A 24,836-nucleotide genomic window follows, 5' to 3' on the forward strand; every position below is an offset into this window, starting at 1 on the left:
CTCCGCCACGATCAACTCGCGTGCCCCAACCCCCATCATGCCCAGTTCAACGAGTAACCCGGGCGCCGAGCCACGGCCAACCGTGCACGAGGTCGCAAGCGGTGTGCCGGAACTCGCGGAACAAGTGGGAGATGGACGCGAACGGCTGGAGCTCGGGGGCCTCGGTCCTCGGCGCGTACCGGGTCAGCAGGCTGCGAGGGACGCGAACGAACGTCTCGGACGGCTTCACATCCCGCACCTGGGCGAGATGGCCTGGGTCGGTTTCACGGTCTCCTTGGACGAGGATTTCGTCGGTTTCCGGGATCTCGTAGAGGGTCGGGCAGTCGCCGTCGTCGCTGGTGCTGCCGATGAGCCTGAGCGTCATGGGTGCTCTCCGTTCTGGCGGGTTGAAGGTCCAGATTGCTTCGGGTCGCGCGGGCGCGCCGCAGGATTGCACGGGATTGCGCATGCAGGCGCCGAGCGGCCTATTGTGCGCAATTGCTGCCGGTCGCCCGGGACATGAAGTAAGGCCCCCTGCGCGGCCATCATGACCGGACAGGGGACCTTCGGCTATCGGCGGTTGAGGTACTCCTGCACGGGCGGGTATAGGCCGCGCGGCACGTACTGCGGGATCTCGCCGGGTTCGGCCCAGGCGATGGTGGCGACCTCGCGGGGCGAGGCTGCGTGTGCGGCGCCCGCGACAACCATGCATGCCACGTAGGTGATACGTCGGCCGGTATCGGAGTGGACACGCTCTCCGAGGCTCTCGACGGCCTCAACGGTCAGAGGGCACCCTGGCCTCCCCACTGCTGCTGCGCCGCCTGGGCAGCAACTCCAAGCGCAACCAGATCTACCGGGCCTTCCACGAGGTGGGCCGCGCGGTTGCCACGGTGCAGATGCTGCGGTTCATCTCAGATCCGTCGCTGCGGCGCCGGGTGACGGCGGCCACCAACAAGGTCGAGTCTTTCAATAACTTCACTGACTGGTTGGCGTTCTGCAACGGCGTAGTGATCGCCGAGAACGACCCGTGGAGCAGGAGAAGGCGGTGAAGCTGACCTCTTTGCTCGCCAATTGCGTGATCTTTCATACGACCCTGGACCTGATGAACATCGTGCGTGAGCTCCAGGCGGAGGAGTGGCAGATCACCGGGGAGGACCTGGCCGCGATCAGCCCATACCTGACCGACCACATCATGCGGTTCGGCACCTACGCCACCACGGAGCTGACCGTGCGCCCGGACGCGTTCGACCCGCACCTGGACGTCGAGTTCGAGGCAGAGGAGGAGACGTCGGCCCCGGCCTGAGAGCCGCCGCGCGGGAGTTCCGTCGATCACACCCCACTGGAAGGCCTCCATAGGCCGAGCATAGGCCGAGGCTGTGGCCGGACGGGTCGCAGTTCGTTGCCGGGCCGTCACGCGGCGACGGCCGACGACAGGATTTCGTATCGGTGGAGCGTGCGCTGGGAGGAGGCAGCCCGGTCGCGGTGGCGGGCGTCGGAGCAGGCCCGTCCGGTTTCACCGAGTCCACGGGGTCGGCGGTGAAGGAGGTCTCCGCTGCCTGGTCCCAGGCGAGCAGGATTCCCAGGTTGATGGTGGGGATCACCAGGGCGAGAAAGGATGGTCTGGGCGAACGCGGCCGTGGGCGAAGCGCTGGCCGGATCAGCGATGTCGATGCTGCGGGCGTTCGGGGGCCTCGGCGACGGCGTCAGGGCGTCACCGCGTGTGCGGTCCGCGGGGCTGGGTCTGGGGGCGCGGTAACTGCTGTGCCGGTGACGGCTGCGGGTGCTTCGGTCTGGTCGCACGGTTCCCGCGCCCCTCCGGGGCGCTCAGCTCAGCTGCCGTACCGACATGAGTAGGTGGCGGTGGTCCTCTCGCGGTGTGTCGTCCGCCACGCTGCTGAGCAGGACCCGCTGACCTGGGCCCAGAAGCTCGAGCCGGACCTGTGGGGAGTCGAACGAGGTGAGGGCTTCCAGCAGGTACGCGGGATTGAAGGCGACAGCCAGGTCCTGTGCGCCGGTCAACGTCGCCGCGATCTGCTGGGAAGCGACATCGTCCTCGTACCCTGCCTGCAGAAGGACGGTCCCCCGGGCGGAGAAGTCGAGCCGGATGGGGCTGTTCGGCTCCGCCACGACCGCAACCCGGCGGACCGCGTCAGCTAGCGCCTCCCGCTGGGTGACAGCGACCGCCGGATCGTCCAGGGCGAACAACTTCTCGTAGCGCGGCAGCCGGCCCTCCAGCAGCCTCAGTGTCGTCCGCGTCCCGGCACCTTCGAAGGAGACCAGGCCGCCACCTGAACCGGAGCCGTTCAGCCCGATGCGGATCTCCCCGCCCTTCGCCAGCGAACGGGAGATCTCGGTCAGCCGGCGCCCCGGGACCACCACCTCCACCGCCGCTTCACCTGCGGCCGTCTTCGGCATCCACGACAACATGCGGACGGCATACCGGTACCGGTCCGACGCGGCCAGCGTCATCGACTCACCGTCCAGCCGGAGCTGGATCCCGGTGAGGACCGGAAGCGAGTCGTCCCGGCCTGCGGCGATCACGACCTGGGACACTGCCGCCGCGAACTCTGCCGCCTCCACCGTGCCGCGCAACGGGGGAAGCTCGGGAAGCGCCGGATACTCCTCCAAGGGCAGGGTCGACAGGCCGAAACGAGTACCGCCCCCTTCCACGGTGAACCGGGTGCCTTCCAGAGCACACGCCACCGCTGTGTCCGGCAGCACCTTGCAAATATCCAGCAGCCGGCGGCCAAGCACGAGCACCTCACCGGCCGCCGGTGTCTCCGCCGGGACCTCGATGGACGCGGACGCCTCGTAGTCGAAGCCGGAGACACGCAGCCGCTGGTCCCGGGCCTCCAGCAGCAGGCCTCCCAGCACTGGCACGGGCGAACGAGTGGGCAGGGATCTGGCTGCCCAGGCCACCGCTTCAGACAGAGCACCTCGCTCGATCCGGAACTCCATACGTCGTCTCCCCTCGTGCTGTGGCCTCGGTCCGTCCGCGCACGCTATCTGCCGCGACTGACAACGCCTGGGCCGACTCGGCGCGTTGGAGCATCACCCAGCCGCTCCCGCCCAGCCCCGGGTCGGGTGGGAGGAGGGTCAGATGGCGGCCGACACGTCCTCCGCCATGCTCGACAGCGCCCTTAGGTGAGCCGCCAGCACCTTGGCCGCCTCCGCCTCGGACCACACAGCGGGATCCGCGCTAATGTCGAGCACCAGCTCGCCGCTGTCCGGCTCCTGGACGAGCTCGACGCGCAGGCTCCGGCTGGACAGGTCGCGAATGTCCGCCGGGCCGACACGCACCCCGTCCAACTCCGACAGCCGCGAAAGCTCGTGGAAACGAACGAAGTTGAAGGACACGTCGAACACGGGCCCACTGGCGATCTCCTGGATCGCTGGATAGGGGAAGCGGCGATGGGGCAGTACGTCCCGCTCTCGTTCGAACGTCCGCCGTGCCAGCTCGGCCCAGGAGCCTTCGAGTCGGACGCCGAGCGGCACCACGTTGAGGAAGAGCCCTATCAGCCGGTCGGTGTCGGGGATCTCCGGGCGGCCGTTGACGACAACCCCGGTGACCGGCTGCTCCGTTGCCGTCAGAGAGCCGAGGGCGTGCAGATGGGCCGCCAGCGCCAGGCTCTTGAGAGGAACACGGGTCGATTCCCGAACCTTCTCCAGGCCTTGCACGACCGTGGCGGGGATGCGCTCCACGGCTCTGATCCTGGACTGGGACCGCTGGGCGCCTAGCCGGTGCGGCAGACGCGGCATGGAGTGCAGGACGTGCCGCCAGAACTCCTTCGTGGCCGCGGCGTCGAGTGCCTCTTGTTCCAGTTCCACGAAGGATGTGTAGCCGTCACCGGGCTCGTGTGGCACATGCGCCGATCCGGTCGTGAGCAAGGAAGCGTAGGCGGACAGCACATCCGCGATGAACACCGACTCGCTCCATCCGTCCATGACGGCGTGGTGGAATCCGTACGTCAGCTGGAAGGCGTCTTCCTCCAGCACGGATATGAGTACCCTGATCAGCGGGCCCTGTTCCACGTCGAACGGGCGGACGGCCGCGGTGATGTCCTCCTCGACGAACGCCGCAGCCTCCCCCGGAGCGGTACGGCGGTCGAGAACGGTGACCGGAATCTCGGCGTCGCGGTCCACCAGTTGCAGGGGCACGCTGAAATCGCCCAGCGAGAAGCGGGTCCGCAGGGCAGGGTGTGCTTTGGTGACGAGGTGGAGCGCTGTGCGGAGCGCCGCTTCATCAAACTGTGCCTCGATCCGCCGCGAGATGACGTCACGGTAGTCTGCGCTGTCGTCGTTGGCGATGCTCTCGAAGATCAGCCCCAGCTGCATCAGGGTCGCGGGATAGGCGGCCTCGACTCCGGCGGGCAGTGCCGCACGGTCGTTTTCGCCGAGCAGCGGGAATTCCGCCGGCGGGGCGGCCGTGACCGTCGCGCCGGGAGTGGCGGCGGCCGGGGGTGGTTCCTCCGCGCTGATGGCGCGGATCGTCGGCGTGCTGAACAGCGCGGTGAGCGAGATCTCGATGTCCTGTTCCTCGGCCGCGGCGATGGCGCGGATGGCGAGGAGGGAGTCACCGCCGAGCGCGAAGAAGTCGTCGTCCAAACCGATGGTGGGGCGTCCGAGCACGTCCTGCCATATCTCGGCGAGCTTGCGCTGCCGCTCGGTCATGGCGGTGGCGGCCGGCGACTCCCCACGGCTCTCGTCCGGCTTCGCAGTGGCGGCGTTCGCTTTCCCACGGCTGTCGCCCTGGCCGGCCGGAAGGGAACTCAGCGCCGCTCGGTCCAGCTTGCCGCCGGCGGTCGTGGGAAGGCTTTCGGCGAGGTAGTACGAGGACGGCGCCATGTACGGGGGCAGGGTGGCGGCGACCAGCTCGCGGAGTTCGGCGACGATGTTCTCCCCGGCGTCTTCCCGAGGCACAACATGCGCAGCCAGCTGCCATGTGTCGCCGTTGGTGGCGAGGGCCACGACCGCCGCGGCACGCACGTGCCGGTGGTCCAGCAGCACGGCTTCGACCTCGCCCGGTTCGACCCTGTGCCCGCGGATTTTGAGCTGTTGGTCCGCGCGGCCGGCGAACTCGATCCCGCCGTCCGAACGCAGTCGCCCCAGGTCGCCGGTGGCGTACATACGGGCCCCGGGAACGGACGAGTGGGGATCGGGCAGGAAGCGCCGCGCGGTGAGCCCGGGACGCCCGAGGTAGCCACGCGTCACGCACGAGCCGCCGATGTGGATCTCCCCGGTCTCGCCGTCCCCCACCGGGCGGAGCCGTTCGTCGAGCAGGTACAAGGCCGCGTGCTCGATCGCCCGGCCCAGCGGGATCGAGGTCGCGTCGTCGGCCAGGTCCACGATGGGATGAGCGCTGACCAGCGTCGTCGTCTCCGTCGGACCGTACACGTTGCTGAACGACGCCTTGCGCTCCGCTGCGTCGCGTGCGTAACCGCGGGCCACGGGCACGGCCATGGCCTCGCCGCCGACGATGAGCTGGCGGACGGAGGCGAACGCCTCGATGCGGTTGCGGGCCAACTCGTGGAAGAGCGGCGGAGTCAGCAGCAGGGTGGTCACACCCTGGTCGCGCAGGACGTTCGGTAGATCCTCGATCGCCTGGTACGAGGGCGCCGGAATGACCAGCTGAGCACCGCACAGTAGCGCGCCCCACATCTCCCAGGCCGAGGCGTCGAACGAGGTGGGAGCCAGTTGAAGGAAGGTCTCGTCCGGGGTGAAGGACACATAGTCCTGCCCGGTGACCAGCCCCAGGAGGTTGCGGTGTGTGACGCCGACACCTTTGGGCGCGCCGGTCGAACCGGACGTGTAGATGACGTACGCGAGGCAGTCGGCGGGAACGTGGGGGAGTCGGTCCGCCGGGTCGGCTCCCCTGTCCGGTAGGTCGTCGAAGCTCATGTCGTCGGCCGAGATTTCAAGGACTGGCAGTCCGTGGCCGGGGGCGCGGGGGGCGAGTTCCTTGCTGGTGACGACGAGCGCGGCGCCCGAGTCGGTTACGAGATGGCGCACTCGATCCGCCGGATACTCGGGCGACAGTGGCACATACGTGGCGCCCGCCTTGAGCACGGCCAGCGCGGCGATGGCGAACTCGCGCGAGCGCTCGAGATAGAGGCCCACTGGTGTCTCCAGGTCCACGCCGTGACGGCGCAGGCGGCGGGCCAGGCGGTCGGACAGTTCCCGCAACCGGCCGTACGTGAGGGTGCGTGCGCCGTCCACGAGGGCCACGTTGGCCGGGAGTTGGCGTGCCACTTCGTCGAACCTGGCGGGGATGGAGTGCTCGGTCAGGAGGCTGGAGGTGGACATGCGTATCGTGCTGCTCCGTAGGTCAGGGGCGGAGGTGGACGGGGAGGCTGCTGAACCCGCGCAGGAACGTGGAGTAGATGGGCCGCGGGGCACCGGCGCTCTCGATGGCCCGGACCTGGTCCCGAAGGCCGGCCAGGAGAGCGGAGATCTCGATTCGGGCCAGATGCGCACCGAGGCAGAAGTGCGGACCGTAGGCAAAGGTGAGGTGCCGGTTCGGCGTGCGGGACAGGTCGAAGCGGTCGGGGCGGTCGAACTCGGCTTCATCGAAGTTCGCCGACAGCGTCCAGGCCGTCACCACGTCTCCGGCGCGGATCAGCGTGTCGTGCAGGGTCACGTCCGCGGTCGCGGTGCGGCCCAGGTGGACGGCGGGGGTCGTCCAGCGCAGGATCTCGTCTGTCGCTGTCTCCAGGGACACCGCGCCGGTCCTCAGCGCCCGCCACTGCTCCGGGTGGTTCATCAGGGCGTGCACCCCGCTGATCATCGCCAGCCGGGTCGTCTCGTCGCCGCCGAGGATGAGGCTGTAGCAGTTGAGGACGAGTTCGTCGTCGGTGAGACGGGAGCCGTCCACTGTGCCGTTCGCCAGGAGGCTGACCAGGTCGTCCTGGGCGTCCGCGCGGCGCTTGCGGGCCAACCGGGAGAAGTACAGGAGGAGTTCGCCCTGAGACAGCCGGGAGGCCCCGTCGGAGGTGTCGGAGGTGTCCGAACTGAGCGCGGTACTGGTGTGCCGGAGGATGAACGACCGGTCCGACTCTGGAACGCCGAGCAGATCGCAGATGGCCCGCAGCGGTATGTGCGCGGCCACGTCCTGGGCGAAGTCGCATTCCCCCTGGGACACGGCATTCTCGACGAGCGAGCGCGTGGCGACGGTGATGCGCTCTTTCAGGGAGGCCAGGGCCGGAGGGGTGAACGCCTGCCAGAGCAGCCGTCGCGTCCGGTTGTGCCGGGGGCCGTCGCTGACCGCCAGCATCCGGCCGCCGGCGGAGTCACCGCCGTTCAGCAGGGTGGCCAGAACGTTTCCGCGGGTGGAGACGTAGCGTTCGTTGTCCCGGCAGACGGCCATCACATCGGCATGGCGTGAGACGACCCAGAACCCGGGAGAGCCGTCCGAGGCCGGTGGATGCCAGGCCAGCGGAGCCCGCGCGCGCAGTTGCGAGAAGATGGCGCGCAGATCGTGCTCGGCGTGGGTGCGGGGGTCGGTGAGGTCGACGTCCGGCGCGAGCGGCCTGTCAGCTTCGGTCGGTGTGAGCATGAAGGACAATCTCCGTCAGTGTTCGGTCAGCTTCGCTGCGGGGACAGTGCGCACTTCGCCGGCGAAGTCCAACCTGAAGGCGAGTGTGTCCGTGACGCGGGCGATCTGCTCCCACATCTCGTCGTGGTCCGCGGCGTCGCCGCTGACCAGGTCAAGAGCGTGCGTCATCACGCCGTTGTCGAGCACGTCGCCGGTGCGCGCGTAGGGCGTGTAGCGGGTGACCCCGGGAACGGCGCAAATCTCACGCCAGCCGGTGATCTCCACCAGCCTGCACGGCGCGGTCGGCGCGGGATTGTTGTACTGCCAGTAGACGCGGTCGGGGGCGATGCGGACGGGCGGCACGGTGTCGCCCAGCGCGATGCGGCCGGCCAGACGGACCATGTCGATGCCGCACGAGCGGCGGCTCAGCTCGTTGACGTGCCCGCCCAACCTGCCGTTGACCTCGATGATCTTGGGGCCGTCCGGGGTCAGCTTGATCTCGGTATGCGTGACACCGGACGTGACGCCCACGGCGCGCAGCGCCGCCGTGGTCAGGGCGCATACCTCCTGCCGGGCGCCGTCGTCCAGCGCGGCGGGCCAGAACTGCCCGGTCTCACGGAACGGCGGGGCCAGCGGGAACTTGCCGGTGACCGCAGCATGCGTGATCGCTCCGAAGACGACCATGCTCTCCACCGAGACGTAGTCGCCGTAGGGGTGGCAGTCCTGGCCGCTGAGCAGTTCCTCCAGCACGAACGCCGTGCCAGCGGGCGCGCCGGCCAGGAGCGCGGTGAGAATCTTGCGACCGTGCTCCGGGTCGTCGATGCGGTGGGTGTCCCGGCTGCCGCCGCCCCAGGCGGGCTTAAGCACGGCGGGCAGTCCGACGGCGACCACGGCCTCGTCCCATCCTCCCTCGTCGAGCACGAGCCGACTCCGGGTGGTGTCAACCCCGGCCTCGCGCAGGCTCTCCCGCTGAGCGAACTTGTCGGTAAGCCGCAGGATGGTCTGCTCGTCGTGGTAACGCAGGCCCAGAGAGTGGGCGAGTGCGGAGGTGACCGGCAGCATCACCTCGCTGAAGGTGACGATGCCATCGGGCTGCCGGTCTGCCAGCGCACACACGTTCTCGTCTTGATCAAGGCCGAGTTCGACGACCTCGCCGAGGCGCTCCATGACCGGAATGAGCCGACGTGCCTCAGGGGAGGAGGACACCGCGAAGATCAGCGAGGCCGTCTCCTTCAGCCCGTCGTACGCCTCCAGGGGATGCACAGCGCCCTTGTCATGGATGATGGCCAGCCGCTTCATGCGAATGCTCCTTCCGAGCGTGCCGGCTAGCGGAGCGCCAGGTCCTCGGAGGTGTCGAGGGCCTGGACGAAGGCGCCGAACGTGCTGTGCCGCAGCAGGATCTTCACCGGGACCTTGTGGCCCAGGACGCTCCCGAGACGGGCGCAGAAGCGAATGGCCTTGAGGCTGGTCCCGCCGGCTTCGAAGAAGTCATCGCCGTCGGCAGGCGGGGGGCCCTGGAGGACCTCCGACCAGACCTCCGCCGAACGCTGCCGGATCTCACCGGCTGTGCTGCTGTCCATGAGCGTGTTCCTCCGAGCGAGGCATGATGAGAAACGGGTCAAGGGGGCTGTCCGGGTCAGCCGAGGGAGACAGGCAGGTGCTCGATGCCCCAGACGAAGTTGGAGCGCAGCCGGCGTACGGGGCCCGCGAGCTCCACATGACTCACCCGGTCGAGGAGCGTGCGCAGCAGGACCCGCAGTTCCGCCCGGGCCAGCGCGGCGCCGAGGCAGAAGTGAGGGCCGACGCCGAAGGCGAGGTGACGGTTCGGCGCGCGGCCGAGGTCGAGGGCGTCCGGATTGGCGAAGACGTCCGCATCCCGGTTGGCCGAGGAGTTCCATACGGCCACCCGGTCACCGGCGCGCACCTGGTGGCCGCCCAGTTCGGTGTCCTTGGTGGCCACCCGCATGACGTGCATTGCCGGGCTCGTGTAGCGGAGCAGTTCCTCGACCGCGGAGTCCACGCCGACGGCACCGTCGCGCAGCCGCTGCCACTGGTCCGGGTTCTCGATGAGGGCGAGGAGCCCCGCGGCGGAGGCGTGCCGGGTGGTCTCGTTGGCGCCGGTGAGCAGGCCGTCGCAGTTGAGGAGGATCTCCTCGTCAGTGAGGGGCCGGTCGCCCAGTCTGCCACGCAGGAGGGCGCTGATGACGTCGTCGCCTGGCTCCTGGCGCCGCTGCTCGACCAGCTCCGAGTAGTAGAAGAAGATCTCCGAGTGCGCCTCGGCCCGCGCGGCCTGGTCGATCGGGCACTGTCCTGTGCCACCGACCGAAGCCCCGAACGCGGTGCTCGTGAGTTCGATCATCGTCGACCGCTCGGACGAGGGCACGTCCATGATGGCGCAGATGGTCGCCGCGGGCAGGACCGCCGCGATCCGGCTGACGAAGTCGACGGTCCCCTCCTGCACGGCCTCGTCCACCAGGGGCTCGATCACGCTCTGCATAGTCGCCTCGAGTCCGGACACCATCCGCGGTGTGAAGGCCGAACTCATCAGCCGCCGCAGCCTCTGGTGCACCGGCGGATCCGTGACGATCAGCATCTTGCCGGCTGCGGCGGCGACAGCCGCCGGATCCGAGCCGAGGCGCATGCCCTGTTGTGAGGTGAAGGTCTCGGTGGCGCGGTACACCTGGAGCGCCGGGCCATACGACATGACGGCCCAGAACCCCGGCCCGGGCGAAGACGCGTTCCAGTACACGGGAGTTGTGGCCCGTAGGTGGGACCAGACGCCGACGGGATCACCCGTTGCGTACAGTTCGGGGTCCGCCACGTCAATGGTGTCGAGCACCGCTCATCCGTCCCTTCGCACGGCGAAGACCTCGTGGATGCCAGAGCCTTCGAGAAGCGGGGCCTGCGACGTGGCCACGGTGAACCCGTGTTCCTCCAGGAGCGAGGTCACGGTCCGCAGCCCGTCGTCAACGTCGTGCACCTCCGCGGCGACCTGGCGGATCCTCGGCCAGTCCGCCGCGTCGATCCCCCGCAGCACCGCGAGTTCACTCTTCTCGACGTCCAGCTTGAGCAGGTCGATCGTGGTGACGCCGCGTTCGGCGATCACCTCCGAGAGGGTCCGCACCGGGCACTCGACCGTCACCGGCCTGCGCCGGGCCGCCAGCATCTCCTCGACGTCCTCCTGGCTGACTCCGCCGCGCAGCAGAAACTCGCGTGTGACAGCTGTTTCAGCCACCTCGTCGGCATGAAAACCCGACATTCCCGTCGAGTCCGGATAGTACGTCATCCGGCCCGTACCCGAATAGTCGGATAGTGCGCAGCGCGTTGCGGTGCCGGCGATGCCGTGCGAGGAGAGGTTGGCGGCGAGGGCCGCGTACGGCTCGGGACACGGCTCGAAGGCGTGGAACGTCAGCCCCGGGCATTCTGTGTGGAAAAACAGGGTGGACAACCCGATATTGGCGCCAATGTCGAACACCACCCCACCTGGGGTCAGCGAGATGCCGTGCCGCAGGTAACAACGCTCTGTGAAGATTTCGCGATACAACAAGGCGGTTTCGCCGATATTCACGTGTTCTACACGCAGGCCGTTGGGGAGTTGCATGCTTTGCATGTGCCAGCCTTGTCTGTCCAAGGGTGAGCGGACCGCGGTATGTCAGTTGCCGGGCGGTCAGGTCACGCGTGAGCCTCTTCCGCGTCGAGCTCCCGCCGCAGGCTCAGCGGGCGCATGTCGGTCCAGTGCTCGTCGACGTAGCGCACGCACTCCTCCTCGGTGCCGGAGAATCCGGCTTCCTGCCATCCCTGCGGCGGTGTCTGCCCGTTCGGGAAAAGGCCGTACTGCTCCTCGGAGTTGATCAGAACGGTCCAGGCGGTCAGCGAGTCCTGGGTCATACTTCCTCCCGTTGGCGATTGCGAGGCTGTACGGGCGAGGCGTCCTCAATGGCCCCCCATAGGCCTACTGTTTGCTCCAGCACAACGCCGGACGTCTAGGCAACTAGCCTCCCAGCCCGGCACTTTCGCACTCAGGATGTCGAGCCTGCCTGACCACCGAGCCAAGATCAACTCTTGATTTCCGTGACCAATCGGTGATCTAATCTGGGTCGCCCAGCGGGTTCCTCTGCGTTTTGGGTGCTGCGGGGCCTCTATCTCGTTTGTCCGTCAAGAGATTCTCAAGGGGTCGCCACCTAAAAACAAAGAGCGGGTAAATCGACCCCGCTGAATTGCGACCCATTCCGATCGGTGAGCGTGTACTCGAAGTGAGGGTGTGAGATTTCCGGTGGTTTCCTTCGATCCGCATCTCAATGTGGCCGAACTGGTAAGACGGCACGCTCGGGATGCGCCGGAAGTCACGGCGGTGCGCGCCAGCGACGGGACGCTCTCGTTCGCCGAACTGGACCGGCGCGCCGACCGGCTGGCCGCCACCCTGGCCGAGGCGGGGGCTGGCCCCGAAGTTGCGGTCGGCGTGCATCTTTCCCGTTCCGTTCACCTCGTCACCGCGCTCCTAGCGACCTGGAGGCTTGGTGCGGTCTTCGTGGTCCTCGATCCCGACCACCCTCGGCAGCGGCTCAGCCTCCTGCTGCGGGACGCGGGAGTGTCCGTGCTCGTTTCCGACCCTCGAAGCGCGCTCGTGCACGAGGGGGTACCCGTCATCGATCCGGCTGACGTCCCCGCCTTCGAGAGTGACGTGCCGGCCGACCCTCGCCCGCACCGTCCGGACGCGCTCGCCTACCTCGTCTACACGTCCGGCACGACCGGAGAGCCCAAGGGCGTGAGCATCACCTACCGGAACGTCGCCCACCTGGTGGCGGCCTTGGGCACCCTGGCCCCCGAGGAAGGGCGCGCTGGAGGAAACGTTCTCGCGCCGGCCTTCGACGGCTGGCTCTGGTCCACCCTCATCCCTCTGGCGTACGGCCGCGGGGTGGTACTCGCCGATCCGCGCGACGGAACGGAAGGCCTCTTCGCCGGTGACGTGGACCTCGTCACCGCGACCCCGTCACTGCTTGCCGCGCACGAGCCGCCCGCTGCGGAAGCGGGACTGCGCACCGTGGTGTCCGCGGGCGAGGCGTGCCCTGCCGACCTGGCCGCGCGCTGGAGCGCCGGACGTCGCTTCATCAACGCGTACGGGCCTACGGAGACGACCATATGCGCCACCTGGGCGGACACGGACGCGGGCGACGACCCGGCGACCATCGGCCGTCCCCTGCCCGGCTACCGCGTCCAGGTGCTCGACGAGCGCCTGCGTCCGGTGCCCGATGGAACGCCCGGTGAGCTGTTCATCTCGGGTCCGGGCGTGGGCCGCGGGTACCACCGCCGGCCGGGACTGACGGCCGCCGCGTTCCTGCCGGATCCCACCGCCGAGGCGGAGCGCATGTACCGCACTGGGGACTTGGTCCGCGCCCGGCCCGACGGCACACTGGAATACCTCGGACGGATCGACCGGCAGCTCAAGATCCGAGGCTTCCGGGTCGAGCCCGCCGCCGTCGCCAGCGTGGCCCGTACCGTGCCGGGAGTCCGGTCCGCGGCCGCCTTCCCGCTGCCGGGGCCGGCCGGACACACCCTCGGGCTTGCGGTGGTGCCCGAAACCGGTGCTGGCACCACGCTGGCACAGCAGGTGCGCACCGCCGTGGCGGCGGCACTGCCCGACTACATGGTGCCGGCCAGTGTGATCACCGTGGAGCGGCTGCCGCTCACCGTGACAGGCAAAGTGGACGAGAGCGAACTGGCCGAGCTGTGTCGGCAGGACGGGGCGGCAAAGTCCACCGACGACGCGTGGGGCAACGCCTCCGAGGAGCGGGTGGCTCACGCGTGGGCCACGGCTCTGGGCCGGCCGGTGCCCAGCGCCGAGGCCAATTTCTTCGAACTCGGCGGCCATTCGCTGATTGCGACCCAGGTGGTCGCCGCCCTCCGTGCGGAGACCGGTCTGAGACTCACCATGCGTCACCTCTTCGGCAATCCGACGGTCAGGCAGTTCGCAGCGGTGCTCGACGACCTCGCCGACCGCGACCAGGTGAGTGCCTGACCAACGCTGCCTCCCCCATGCGGGGTGCATGTCGTGCCTTCCTGACCAGAAGCACACCAAGAAGAACAGGGAATCATCATCAGTACTCCAGACGGCAGCACTGCTCACCGCACGGATGACGGACAGTCGGCTCCGAACACGGGAGACGGCACACGACGCGTCCGTCTCCCCGGCTTCTACCTGCTTTGGCTCGTCGGGATCCTGGCGTCGCTCGGCGGGAACACCATGTTCTACTTCGCTTTGGGTTGGGCCGCGAGCGCCCACGGCGGGGCGGTCGCCGGTATCGTCCTCAGCGCCATCACCCTGCCCCGGGTGCTGCTCCTGCTGATCGGCGGCGTGGTGAGCGACCGGGTGAGCACGCGTCGCGTCCTGATCACGGGAGACGCAGCGATGCTGGCCTTCTCCCTGCTGCTCGCGCTGATCGCCTATCGCTTCGGCGCACCACCGGCCGTGCTGATCGCCACGGGTGCCATCGTCGGCATCGCCAATGCCTTCTACCTGCCCGCTTCAGCGTCCATGCCCCGTCGCCTGGTCGCCAAGGAGCAGCTTCCCCGCGCACTGTCGCTGCGCCAGGTGGGCGGTCAGGTTGTCAACATGGCCGGGGGTCCGCTGGGCGGGGTGCTGGTGGGCTTGGCCGGCCTGGTCGGCGCGACCCTGGTCAACGCAGCCACCTTCGCCGTCGTTCTGGTGATCTTGATCGTCATCCGGCCGCGGTTCGAGGAACCCGCCAAAAAGAGCGGCAACAACATCCTGCGTGACGCGCTCGACGGGATCCGCCTCGGCTTCTCAGACCCTATCCTCCGCCCCAGCCTGATCCTGACCGGAGCCGCCGCGGGCTTCCTGCTGCCGGTGCTGCCCCTGCTGCTGCCCCTGCTGGCCCGTGGAGAGCATTGGGGAGCCGGTACGGCCGGTCTCGTCGTCGGAGCGCAAGGCGTCGGAATGATCGTGATTACTCTCGGAGTGGTGCGCAGTGGACCACTGGGCCGTCCCGGCCTCATGTCCGCGTACGGCCTCGTGGTGGCAGGACTCGGCGTCCTCTTTCTCGCCGCTGCCCCCGCGCTGTGGACGGCGCTCGGCGCCGGCTTCGTGATCGGTGCGGGCACCGGTCTGTTCTCCGCGCACATCGTGCCCTTGGTGCTGATGGTGACGCCGGACAGCCACATCTCCCGCATCCAGTCCCTGCTCACCCTGGTCCAGAGCGCGGCGGTGCTGGTCATGAACAACGTCATCGGCAACATGGCGGGACTCGGCGGCGTCACGTTCGCCCTCGCCGTCTGCGCGGTGACCGTCATTGGTACGGGGCTGCTCGGACTGGCTTCCGGCCCGCTGCGCACGACCCGTACCGGCATGGATGCGGCGTCGGCCTGATCCCCCGCACCTTCCCCCCACCGGAGTGACAAATGTTCCATCTGACGGGGCGTATCGCGCTGTCCGCGAGCCAGGAACGCATGTGGGTCCTCGACCAGCTTTCCTTCGACGGCACGTACAACGTCACCGAGTGCTTCCGCATGACCGGCCCGCTGGACGAGAGCGCGTTCCGGCAGAGCCTTCGGGTGCTCGTCGACCGCCATGAGGCATTGCGCACCTGCGTCGACGACGTCGGCGGAACGCCTGTCGGACGGCTGGTGCCGTCGGAGGAGGCGGACGTGGAGGTGCACCGCGTCGGCCTCGGCCAGCAGGATCCCGAGCCGGTCCTGACCGAGGCGGCGCAGCGCCCCTTCGATCTGGCACGGGCTCCGCTGCTGCGTGCGCTGATCGTAGACCTCACCGACGCCGAACGGCTGATCCTCCTCGTCCTCCACCACGCCGCCGTAGACGGCTGGTCGGGGCGCATCCTGCGCAGGGAACTCTGGCAGTTCTACGAGGACTTCGCCGTCGGCCGGGAAGCCGCAGTGCCGAAGCCGGCGTCGACCCTCGCCGCATACGCCGAACAACAGCAACAGTGGCGCGACGGCCCGGAAGCACGGCAGCAACTGGAGTACTGGCAGCAGCAGTTGGCTGACCCGCCGCCGCCCCTGGAGTTTCCGTCCCCGGTGCCCGGCGAGCGCCCGGCACCGGGCAGTACGGCCGCCGCAGTGATCCGCTCGGCCCTGCCTCCAGCAGCCGTACAGGCCGTCATGGACGTCTCTCACTCTGTGGGCGCCACGCCGTTCATGGTGCTGTTGGCGGCGTTCGCGGCGGCTCTAGGCCGGTACGCGCCGGACCGGGAGGTGGTCATCGGCACTCCGGTGACGGACAGGCCGTCGCCCGCTTGGGAGCAGGTAATCGGTTCGTTCGACAACACCGTGCTGCTCAGGCTCCGGACGGATGCGACGAACGGCGCGGAACTATACGTCGAGCACGTGTGCGATGTGGTCGTGGACGCCCTGTTGCACCGGGACGTGCCCTTCCAGGACGTGATCCGGGTGCTAGCGCCCCGACGCAGCGCCGCCGGCGCGCTCCCGCTGTGCAACGCGGCGTTCTCCATCGAGCAGACAGACGATGAGTGTTTCCCGGCCGGCGCGGCCGAGGTACGGGTCCACCCCTGGTCCTTCGCCGCGCCCGCGCGGTTCGACCTGACCCTCATGGTCGAGCTGTCGACGACCGGGATGGTCTGCCGCCTCTACCGCGATCCCGGACGCGTCGACCAGGCCACCGGCGACCGCATCCTCACCGACATGACAGAACTGCTCGGCCACTTCGCCGGCCGGCCGGACGCTGCCGCGACGGCCACGCCCACCGAGGACCCGCACGGGCTCACATCGGAAGGAACCACACCATGACGGTGACCTACGAGGAAGCACCGGGCACCGGTGCGCAGCGCGCGTGGCTCTGGAACGTGCGCCCACCGGGCCCGGACACCACCGCGACGCTGCTTCTGCTCCCGCACGCCGGGGGCTTGGCGCAGAGCTTCGGGGCCTGGGCCAACTGGTTTCCGGACGACATACGCCTGGTCGCGGCCCAGTACCCGGGGCGCGGTTCCCGCTACCAAGAGGGCCACGCCACCGGCATGGACGAGCTGGCGGAGCCGCTCGCCGCGCTCCTCGCCGCCGAAGAGGGCCCGGTCCACGTCTTCGGACACAGCCTGGGCGCGCTCCTCGGCTTCGAGGTCTGCTGGCGGCTGCACCGCGCGGGGCGACCCGCCAAGGCGTTCTTCCCCTCGGCGGCTCCGGCGGCACACACGCATCGCGCACCTGCGGAGGAGCTGCGCGAGCCGTCCGACGCGGAGCTCCTCGAGGCACTCGTGGACCGCGGCGGCATGAGCGAAGCGGTGCTGGAACACCCGGAACTACTCGACATGGTGCTCGACGCCTGCCGCGCGGACCGCAGGGTGACAGCGCGGTACCGCTACGGCGACGACCGCAGGCTTCTCGACTGCCCGATCGTCGCCTTCGGCGGCACCGACGATCCGGCGGTGTCCGAGCCGGACCTCAAACGCTGGCCCGAACTCACCACCGGCCAGGGCGAGGTGCACGTCCTTTCCGGTGGTCACTTCTACCTCAACGACCAGATGACCGCCGTCACCGCGCTCGTCCGGCAGCACATGAGCGCGGACGCGACCACGGCGGGCTGAGGGCAGGACATGGACAACACCCGACAGAAAACGGACGTCCTCGCCGACAGCGAACGCCTCGCCCGCGCCGCTGCCGGCTTCTTCAGGGAACACAAGCTCGTGGTCGTCGCCTCGCGCGTACGGCTCATCGGGTGGCTGCTCGACTTCTTCGAGGAACACGAACTGCCATCCCCCTTCCTCGTGCTCGGCGACGCGACGGGAGCACCCGTTGCCGAGCATGCCTTCCAACTGCAGATCTCGGGCAGCTCGGTCGCGCAGTGGAGAAGGAGTCTCGAAGACCAGCTGCTGGCGCCCGACGACCGTCTCGTCGAACTCCTGGACGCGTACGACCCCCAGCGGCAGGCCGTCGTCTTCACGCCGCCCCTGAACCACGGGCACAAGGAGCTGCTGAAGCGTCGGTGCATAGGGTGGCGCAGGCCCCAGTGGGCGCAGTACGAGGACAAGGTGGTCAGCGACGCCTTCTGGCGGCGCGCCGGGATCACCGGACTCCGCTCGGTGATCAGCGATCTTTCGCTCGCTGGCCTCGAGCAAGCCTTCGAAGAGTGCCACGAGGGCTACGGGGTCGTGGTCTCGGCGGACGCTTCGTACGGTGCGCTGAGCGGCGGAACCGGAGTCGCCCGCGCTCGCACCGCCGCCGAGCTTCCGAACGTGCTCGCGTTCCTGGAAGGCCGCTGCCGGCAGGTCCGAGTCTCGCCCTTCGTGGAGGGCATCGCCTGCACCACGCACGGCATGGTTCTGCAGAAGGAGACGGCGGTCTACCGGCCCGTCGAGGGAATCAACCTGCGGGAATCAGAGACGCGCTTTCCCTTCACCGGGTGCAGCACGTACTGGGCACCCCCGGAGCGTGAATCGGAGTTCATCCGGGACATGGTGCGGAAGGTGGGCGACCGGCTGCGTGAAGAGGTCGGATACCTGGGCAGTTACGGCGTCGACGGCATCATCACGGAACGTGGATTCCGTCCCACTGAGATCAATGCACGCATGGGGGGATTCATCGTGAACGGTGGTCCCGCCGAGGGGGTGCCGCTGGACCTTGTCAACGCCATGGTCATGGAAGGGGAGGAATCCGGTATCGACGCGGCCGCCCTCGAGCGGGCCATGATCGACGGATTCCGCGGAATCGAGCTGATCAAGCTCATCCTGCCCGGCCAACCGGATTCCCCAGGCGGCACGGTGCAGGACGTCGCCCTGCGCTACACCTCGGGTTCCTACGTCGTGTCAGGAGCGGACGAACCGAGCGATGTTCATGTCAGACGCGTCATCACGCCCGTGGGCGCCGCCCTCGTCCTGGAGTTCCCGGACAGGCCTTTCTACCGGAACCGCACACTAGGAAATTTCGCGGTGTCGGCCCTGAAATCCGCCTCACACGTCATGGGAATCACCCTGCCGGACTACTCATACCCACAAGATCTTTCACCCAGGGAAATCGGAGAGTGACGTGATCGGAAGCGACATACGCGCGCAGGTCGACATGCTGGCAAACGTCTATCCCCACATGGGCGACAGCATCGACCCGGAGCGAGTCGAGGCGGCCTGCCGGGCGGCAGAGCTTTCATCCACGCCGTCCGACGACTTCGGCGCCGCGAGCGGTGGCGGCCGCGGGGAGAACTACGTCACAGCGCAGAAGGCCACCCACACCAGGGCCGTGGGCATCTCTCGGCTCGTCGATCTCTTCACTCGGCACAGCCGGGCCGAGTCTGGCCTGGTGGTCGACGCGCTCGGCGGCGACGGACTGGTGAACCGTGTCGTCGCCACCCTCGACCGGGCGGACCGGCCGGAGATCATCACCTGCGACGCCTCCCCGTTCATGGTGGCACAGGCCTGGGCCCAGGGAATTCCGGCCTTGCTGCAGCGCGCGGAGTCCTCCCTCTTTCGTACGGATTCGGTGGGCGGGGTCCTGCTCGCGTACGGCACCCACCACATCCCCCGGGAACTGCGCGGCACGGTTGCGGACGAGGCATTCCGGGTCGTGCAGCCCGGCGGAATCCTCGTCCTGCACGACTTCCTCGTCGGATCCCCAATGGACACCTGGTTCTCCAAAGTCGTCGACGTCTATTCGGTGACAGGCCACGACTACCCGCACTTCGAGCAGGATGAGACGGCTTCCTATCTGCGCGCGTCCGGATTCGCCGATGTCGAGACCTTCCTCATGGAGGACCCCTTCGTCATGTGGGGCGAGACCCGGGAGGAGACCGAACTCGAACTGGGCAGGTATCTCGCCGAGATGTACGGACTGGTGCGGCTCGTGCAGGAGCACGGCGAGCTCGCGGCCTACCGGCACACCTTCGAGCTCGCCCAGGAGATTTTCCGGTACGAACAGCCCGGCGGGCGATACCGCGAGGTGTCCTCCCAGTGGGACGAGGCACGGGGCAAGTGGTCCGCCGTCATGCCGCGAGAGGCGCACATCGGGCTCGGCCGCAAACCACTGTCCTAGAGGAGAGCAACCCGATGGAAAGCGTGGAAACCATGATCGACGAGGCCACCGGACGCGATCCGGAAGACGTCGTCACCGAGTTCTTCAGCAAGCGGAAAGTCGTCGTCGTGTCGTCACGCGTCTCGGCCGTGGCGTGGCTGCGCGACTTGTTCACGGCGAGGGGACTGGCCGCGCCGTTCCTCGTGCTCGCCGACGCCACCGGGCTGTCGGCGGAGGCGGACTTCCATGAGGTGGAGGTCAAGGCCGACTCCGTGGACACCTGGCTCGGGGCACTGGAATCCCGGATCGTCTCCCCGCCCGCCGAGCTCCTCGCGGCGCTGGACGCCTACGACCCCGCCCGCGAAGCAATCGTCCTGACGCCTCCCTTCCGCCAGGGCCGGCCCACGCTGCTCGGCCGCCGGTGTTTCGGCTTTCGCCGCGCGGAGTGGGCGCGCTACGAGGACAAGACGGTCAGCGACTCCTTCTGGGCCCGAGCGGGTGTGCCCCACCTGCAATCCGTCGTCACCGAGCTCAGCGAGAACAACCTGCGCGCGGCCTTCGAGGAGTGCGACGAAGGAGCGGGCGTCGTGGTCTCCGCGGACGCCACGCAGGTCATGCACAGCGGTTCGCGAGGCGTCGTCCGTGTCTCGTCCGCCGACGAGATACCACGCGCTCATGACTTTCTGGCCGGGCGCTGTGCGAAGGTGCGCGTCGCCCCGTTCGTCGAAGGCATCTCCTGCAGCACGCACGGCATGGTGTTCGACCACGACGTGGCTGTCTTCCGGCCCATCGAGCAGGTGGTGCTGCGGCAGGGCCAGTTCTTCCCTCTCATGGGCGGCAGTTCGTTCTGGACCCCGCCAGCCGAGGTGACGGAACGGATTCGCGCCTTCACGGCCCAGGTCGGCCACCGGCTGCGCAGCGAGGCGGACTACCGCGGCGGCTTCCACATCGACGGCATCATCTCAGCGCGTGGGTTCATGCCCATCGAGGTCAACGCCCGCATGGGGCCGTACATCAACGGCATCGCCGTCGGGGCGGGGATCCCGCTGGAACTCATCAACAACATGGTGATGGAGGGCGAGCCGGTGGATATCGACATGCGCGACTTCGAGCGTCGCGTCATCGGTGCTCTCGACTCCGCGCCGGTGGTCAGGGTGGCCATGTCCCTCGAAGGAACCAAGGGGGCGGCACCGGGCACGGCCGCGGCGTTGTCTCTACGGGCGGAGGACTCCCGTTATGTGGCGTGCGCCGCGGGCGACGAGTGGGATGTGAAGGCCAGTTGCGCGACCACACCCGTCGGCGCCTCGATCGTGCTGGAGTTCCCGGACCGCCCTGATCACCGGGGCGTTCTCCTCGCACCACGCGCCGCGCGAGCCATCAAGGCGGCCACCCGGATCTGGGGGATGCCGGCCCCCGACTACACGTACGCCACCCCTGCAGGCGTGAACGGCGGGGAGGAGGTGTGACCAGCACGGCCGACAGCAGCCCGGCACTCGAGGACTTCCCGGACCAGGCGGCCTTCTGGAAACGTCATCCCGCGGTGCGGGCCGAACCGACCCTGCTGCTCCGGGACCACCGACGCCTGTCCAGCGCCCGCCGGCCCGTGGTCCGGGCCGCCCTATCGCGGCCGTCCGTCGAGGCGGCGCTCCTGCACGCCGAAGGCGATCCCGCGCACCTGCGGGCGATCGCCGGGGCGGCCCTCGCCCTGGTGACGGCGCGTGCCCTGGACCGGGAGCACGCGACGGTGTTCGTCACGGCGCAGCAGTCTCAGGGCGCGCCGAGCGCCCGCCTGGTGCCGGTCTGCGCCATGCTGCGACCCGGCATGACGAGCTGGGACCTGCTGGACGACTTCGCGGCCTCCTGGGCGGCAGCCTCGGCCCATGCGGACCTGCCCCTGAACGCCTTCCTCGACGCCCTGGGCGTACGGCCGAGCGAATTGGCTCTCGCCCGCCGCGAGGAGCTGACGGACGAGGAGGCGCAAGGCAGCGACTGGACGCTACTCTTCCGCCTGGACGCTGACGGCGCAGGAACAGGCGCCGCCGTAGAACTCTTCTACGACGACGGAAAGTTCACCGCTGAGACCGCCGAACGGTTCTGTTCCTCCTTCGCGACGGTGTGGGAAACGCTCCTGGGCGACCTCACGGCCCCGGTGGCCCCCTTGCTCGACCCCTGGCCCGAGGAGCTCGGCCTGCTCGTGGACGGGCATGACGAGCCGCCCTCGGCCGAGTCTGGCCACCGGACCCTGCACAGCTTCCTCGAAGAGAGGGCCGCAAAGACACCGCACGCGGTCGCTATCGCCGACGGCACCACCTACGCCCAGCTCAACGGGCGAGCCAACCGCCTGGCCAGAGTGCTGCGTTCGCGTGGCGTGGGACCTGACAGTGTGGTCGGGGTGTGCATACCCCGCTCGCCGGAGGCCTTGGTCGCCGCCTACGCCGTACTGAAGGCGGGCGGAGCCTATCTGCCGCTCGACCCCACTCTGCCCCGGCAGCGGTTCACGTATATGCTCGATCGCAGCGGCACCGAACTCGTCGTCGTCACCGCGCAGACGGCCCACGCCGTACGGGACCGGGCAACCGTGGCGCTGGACGGGCCGGAGATCGCCGACCAGGACGGGACCGACCTGCCCGCCCTCAGCGGGCCGGGTCACCTCGCCTACGTCCTGTACACCTCCGGCTCCACTGGGTGGCCCAAGGGAGTGATGGTCGAGCACCGGGCCATCGTGAACCGGTTGCTGTGGATGCAGCGCGTCCATCCGCTGTCCCTGCACGACCGCGTCCTGCACAAGACGGCCCTCACCTTTGACGTCTCCGTGTGGGAGATGTTCGGCTGGTCGCTGGCGGGTGCGTCCGTGGCCGTCCTGGACGCCGGGGACGAGCGGGACCCGGACTGTCTCGCCGACACCATCGCGGAGTCCGGCGCCACCGCCCTGCATCTGGTGCCGTCCATGCTGCAGGTCTTCCTGATGTACCTGGACGTGGCCGGGGAGACTCCCCGGCTGGCGTCCGTGCGCCTGCTGCTCGTCGGAGGCGAGGCGCTGACCGCCGGACTCGCCGAGTCGGCCAAGCAGGCCCTCGGTGCCGAGGCGGAGGTGCTCAACCTGTACGGCCCCACCGAGGCCGCGGTCGACGTCACCCATCACCGATGCGCCGGCCTGGACGCCACACGCCCGGTGCCCATCGGCCGCCCCATCGACAACATGCGCGTCTACGTCCGTACCCGCTCCGGAGGACTTGCTCCGGTCGGGACGCCCGGCGAGCTGTGCATCGCCGGCGTCGGGCTGGCCCGCGGCTACGTCGGCGCGCCGGGTCTCACTGCGGAGAGATTCGTGCCGAACCCCTTCGGGAACGGCGAACGGCTCTACCGGACCGGAGATCTCGTCCGCCGGCTTCCGGACGGGACCATCGAGTACTTGGGGCGGATCGACACACAGGTCAAGATCCGCGGCCATCGCATCGAGGCGGGTGAGATCGAGAACGTCGCGAGGAGCTGCCCAGGCGTGCTGGACTGCGCGGTCGTCGCCGCGCCGGACGACGCCGGCGAACTTAGCCTCGTCGCCTACGTCGTCACAGGGCCGGGCTGTTTGCCTTCGCGTCTGGAGGCGCATCTCTCGGCCCGGCTCCCCGCCTACATGGTGCCCGCACGCGTGGTCACCGTGGCCGCGATCCCCACGACACCGCACGGAAAGCGCGATGTGGCCGCACTGCGCGCGCTGACGTCCCCCTCACGATGACGCTGAAGGACTCTTCTGTGACTTCTCTCGCCGAGCGGCTCGCACAGTGGGCCCACGACCATGTGCCGACCGAGCAGGACAAGGCGCTGGCGCGACGATCGCTGCTGGACACCCTGGCCGTCACCCTCGCCGCCCGCGAGGATCCTCTCCGGCCCGTCGTGGACGACCTGCCGGAAGCGGCACGCTGGGCGGCACTCGCGCACGTGCTCAGCTTCGACGACCTGCACATGGCGTCCACGGCGCACGTCAGTTCCGTCTGCGTGCCCGCTGTCCTCGCCGCGGGCGGGGACACAGACGCCTACCTGGCCGCAGCTGGGGTGATGGCTCGCCTAGGCACGCTCCTCGGATGGTCGCACTACACCAGCGGCTGGCACGCGACCTGCACCGCGGGCGCGCCGGCGGCAGCGGTGGGGGCCGCACTCTCCCTGGGGCTGGGGCCGCGCCAGACGGCGCAGGCAATCGCTCTCGCGGTGCCTGCTGCGGGAGGCGTGCAGCGGGCCTTCGGCACGGCGGCCAAGGCTCTCCAAGTGGGTTTCGCGGCAGAGGCGGGTGTGCGGGCGGCGCGCCTCGTCGCCGCCGGCGCGGACGCCGATCCCCGGGCGCTCGACCAGTGGCTCGGCCTGGTCGCGGGAGACGTGCCGGAGCTCGACACCTCCGGCCCTGCGGTGCCGGGCGGCCTCGCGGTCAAGATCTTCCCGTGCTGCTACTCGCTCCAGCGGCCGATCAGCGCCGTACGGGATCTGCTCGGAGAGCTGCCCGAGGCCGCGAAGATCGAGCGGATCCACGTCGTCACACCCGAGGACACGGTGAGACCGCTCGTCCATCACAGGCCGCGCACCGGTCTCGAGAGCAAACTCAGTCTCGAGTACGGGATCGCAGCGACGATACTCGATGGCTATCCCGGGTTCGCCAGTTTCACAACGGACGCGGTGACCCGGCCGATTGCCACCACCCTGGTGGAGCGGACTACAGCCGAACTGACCCAAGTCAGCGGCGGAGGGCTCCTCGCGGGCGACGTGACCATCGAGTTCGCGCTGACGGACGGCACTCGCCGGTCGACGACCCTGAACCTGCCTCCAGGTGCCCCGGACAAACCGCCGACAGACGAGGAACTGCACGCCAAGTTCCGGGGCTGCGGGACGGACGTGCCCGCACTTCTCACCGATGCTGACTGGCACACCGCTGCCACTCTGCTGCACACTGAGCTCGCCCTACGGGCCTGACCGAATCGGCCTTCGTGAAGAGTTCCTTGCGTGGGTCAAAGCGCAGAAGGCGGAGCGTGCCCACGCGTGCCGCGGCACCGACGGCCACCCCGGCCGCGTCCCCCACCCACATCTCGGCCGCCTGCGCTGCGGCTGTCGGGCGGACGGCCTGACACCGGCATCAAGGTCACCGACAGCGACATCGACGCCCTCCCCATGCACCGGCACCGCTTCCACGGGGACTGGAACTACACCCTTCACCCTCAACCCCGCGACACCACTGGCGCAGCCCAGAACCCACGGTCAGCCGGCGGTGCCCTTGCCGGAAATCTCGTCCGTGCAGGTCAAGCGGCATGTCGGTACTCGTGGAGGATGCCGCCGAGGCGGTCACGTCGTCGTACGTCGAGTC

General features: G+C 68.9%; 18 protein-coding genes and 2 pseudogenes. 10 read left to right on the forward strand and 10 right to left on the reverse strand.

Annotation, left to right across the window (positions count from 1 at the left end; all coding sequences use genetic code 11):
* Window positions 1–97 precede the first annotated feature (97 nt).
* A pseudogene (locus ACWC0C_RS45220) lies at window positions 98–364 on the reverse strand (DUF6879 family protein); the annotation flags it as partial.
* A 185-nt stretch (window positions 365–549) separates the two neighbouring features.
* Window positions 550–687, reverse strand: coding sequence for a hypothetical protein (locus ACWC0C_RS45225; RefSeq protein WP_450870782.1), 138 nt, complete (start codon window positions 685–687; stop codon window positions 550–552).
* Between the two features lie 113 nt (window positions 688–800).
* Here ACWC0C_RS45225 and ACWC0C_RS45230 point away from each other — a divergent pair.
* Window positions 801–1,282: pseudogene (locus ACWC0C_RS45230) on the forward strand (Tn3 family transposase).
* Between the two features lie 521 nt (window positions 1,283–1,803).
* Here the strand turns inward: ACWC0C_RS45230 and dnaN are convergent.
* From dnaN to ACWC0C_RS45270, 8 genes are all read right to left on the reverse strand, one after another.
* Window positions 1,804–2,937 carry a DNA polymerase III subunit beta gene (gene dnaN / locus ACWC0C_RS45235; protein WP_450870784.1) on the reverse strand — a complete coding sequence of 378 codons (1,134 nt, stop codon included), beginning with the start codon at window positions 2,935–2,937 and terminating at the stop codon, window positions 1,804–1,806.
* A gap of 138 nt (window positions 2,938–3,075) precedes the next feature.
* Window positions 3,076–6,282 (reverse strand): amino acid adenylation domain-containing protein, encoded by a 3,207-nt coding sequence (locus ACWC0C_RS45240; RefSeq protein ID WP_450870785.1) that lies wholly within the window; start codon window positions 6,280–6,282, stop codon window positions 3,076–3,078.
* Window positions 6,283–6,304: 22 nt separating this feature from the next.
* A complete protein-coding gene (locus tag ACWC0C_RS45245; RefSeq protein WP_450870787.1) occupies window positions 6,305–7,531 on the reverse strand; it encodes a cytochrome P450 in 1,227 nt (408 codons plus the stop codon).
* A gap of 15 nt (window positions 7,532–7,546) precedes the next feature.
* Window positions 7,547–8,809: an ATP-grasp domain-containing protein gene (locus ACWC0C_RS45250; RefSeq protein WP_450870789.1), complete on the reverse strand. Its 1,263-nt coding sequence runs from the start codon at window positions 8,807–8,809 to the stop codon at window positions 7,547–7,549.
* A gap of 26 nt (window positions 8,810–8,835) precedes the next feature.
* Window positions 8,836–9,090: a phosphopantetheine-binding protein gene (locus ACWC0C_RS45255; protein ID WP_450870790.1), complete on the reverse strand. Its 255-nt coding sequence runs from the start codon at window positions 9,088–9,090 to the stop codon at window positions 8,836–8,838.
* A gap of 56 nt (window positions 9,091–9,146) precedes the next feature.
* Complete coding sequence (locus ACWC0C_RS45260; RefSeq protein WP_450870792.1) at window positions 9,147–10,349, reverse strand: cytochrome P450; 1,203 nt, start codon at window positions 10,347–10,349, stop codon at window positions 9,147–9,149.
* Between the two features lie 3 nt (window positions 10,350–10,352).
* Window positions 10,353–11,111, reverse strand: a complete 759-nt coding sequence (locus ACWC0C_RS45265) for an FkbM family methyltransferase (RefSeq protein WP_450870794.1) — start codon at window positions 11,109–11,111, stop codon at window positions 10,353–10,355.
* A 71-nt stretch (window positions 11,112–11,182) separates the two neighbouring features.
* Window positions 11,183–11,398, reverse strand: a complete 216-nt coding sequence (locus tag ACWC0C_RS45270; protein WP_450870796.1) for an MbtH family protein — start codon at window positions 11,396–11,398, stop codon at window positions 11,183–11,185.
* Window positions 11,399–11,810: 412 nt separating this feature from the next.
* Between ACWC0C_RS45270 and ACWC0C_RS45275 the strand changes: the two genes are divergently transcribed.
* From ACWC0C_RS45275 to ACWC0C_RS45315, 9 genes are all read left to right on the forward strand, one after another.
* Window positions 11,811–13,526 (forward strand): non-ribosomal peptide synthetase, encoded by a 1,716-nt coding sequence (locus ACWC0C_RS45275; protein WP_450870797.1) that lies wholly within the window; start codon window positions 11,811–11,813, stop codon window positions 13,524–13,526.
* Window positions 13,527–13,604: 78 nt separating this feature from the next.
* Window positions 13,605–14,894 (forward strand): MFS transporter, encoded by a 1,290-nt coding sequence (locus tag ACWC0C_RS45280; RefSeq protein ID WP_450870809.1) that lies wholly within the window; start codon window positions 13,605–13,607, stop codon window positions 14,892–14,894.
* Window positions 14,895–14,926: 32 nt separating this feature from the next.
* Window positions 14,927–16,288: a condensation domain-containing protein gene (locus tag ACWC0C_RS45285; protein ID WP_450870799.1), complete on the forward strand. Its 1,362-nt coding sequence runs from the start codon at window positions 14,927–14,929 to the stop codon at window positions 16,286–16,288.
* On the forward strand, window positions 16,285–17,079 hold the full coding sequence (locus ACWC0C_RS45290; RefSeq protein WP_450870801.1) for a thioesterase II family protein: 795 nt from the start codon (window positions 16,285–16,287) through the stop codon (window positions 17,077–17,079). The genes ACWC0C_RS45285 and ACWC0C_RS45290 overlap by 4 nt, the downstream gene beginning before the upstream one ends.
* A 9-nt stretch (window positions 17,080–17,088) precedes the next feature.
* Window positions 17,089–18,516, forward strand: a complete 1,428-nt coding sequence (locus ACWC0C_RS45295; RefSeq protein WP_450870802.1) for a hypothetical protein — start codon at window positions 17,089–17,091, stop codon at window positions 18,514–18,516.
* 1 nt (window position 18,517) lies between these two features.
* A complete protein-coding gene (locus ACWC0C_RS45300) occupies window positions 18,518–19,513 on the forward strand; it encodes a methyltransferase domain-containing protein (protein WP_450870803.1) in 996 nt (331 codons plus the stop codon).
* Window positions 19,514–19,527: 14 nt separating this feature from the next.
* Window positions 19,528–20,958: a hypothetical protein gene (locus ACWC0C_RS45305; RefSeq protein WP_450870805.1), complete on the forward strand. Its 1,431-nt coding sequence runs from the start codon at window positions 19,528–19,530 to the stop codon at window positions 20,956–20,958.
* Window positions 20,955–23,225 carry an amino acid adenylation domain-containing protein gene (locus ACWC0C_RS45310; protein ID WP_450870806.1) on the forward strand — a complete coding sequence of 757 codons (2,271 nt, stop codon included), beginning with the start codon at window positions 20,955–20,957 and terminating at the stop codon, window positions 23,223–23,225. Before ACWC0C_RS45305 ends, ACWC0C_RS45310 begins: the two co-directional genes overlap by 4 nt.
* A gap of 17 nt (window positions 23,226–23,242) precedes the next feature.
* Complete coding sequence (locus ACWC0C_RS45315; protein ID WP_450870807.1) at window positions 23,243–24,448, forward strand: MmgE/PrpD family protein; 1,206 nt, start codon at window positions 23,243–23,245, stop codon at window positions 24,446–24,448.
* Window positions 24,449–24,836: the final 388 nt, after the last annotated feature.

It is taken from the genome of Streptomyces sp. NPDC001709 (genome assembly GCF_053596375.1).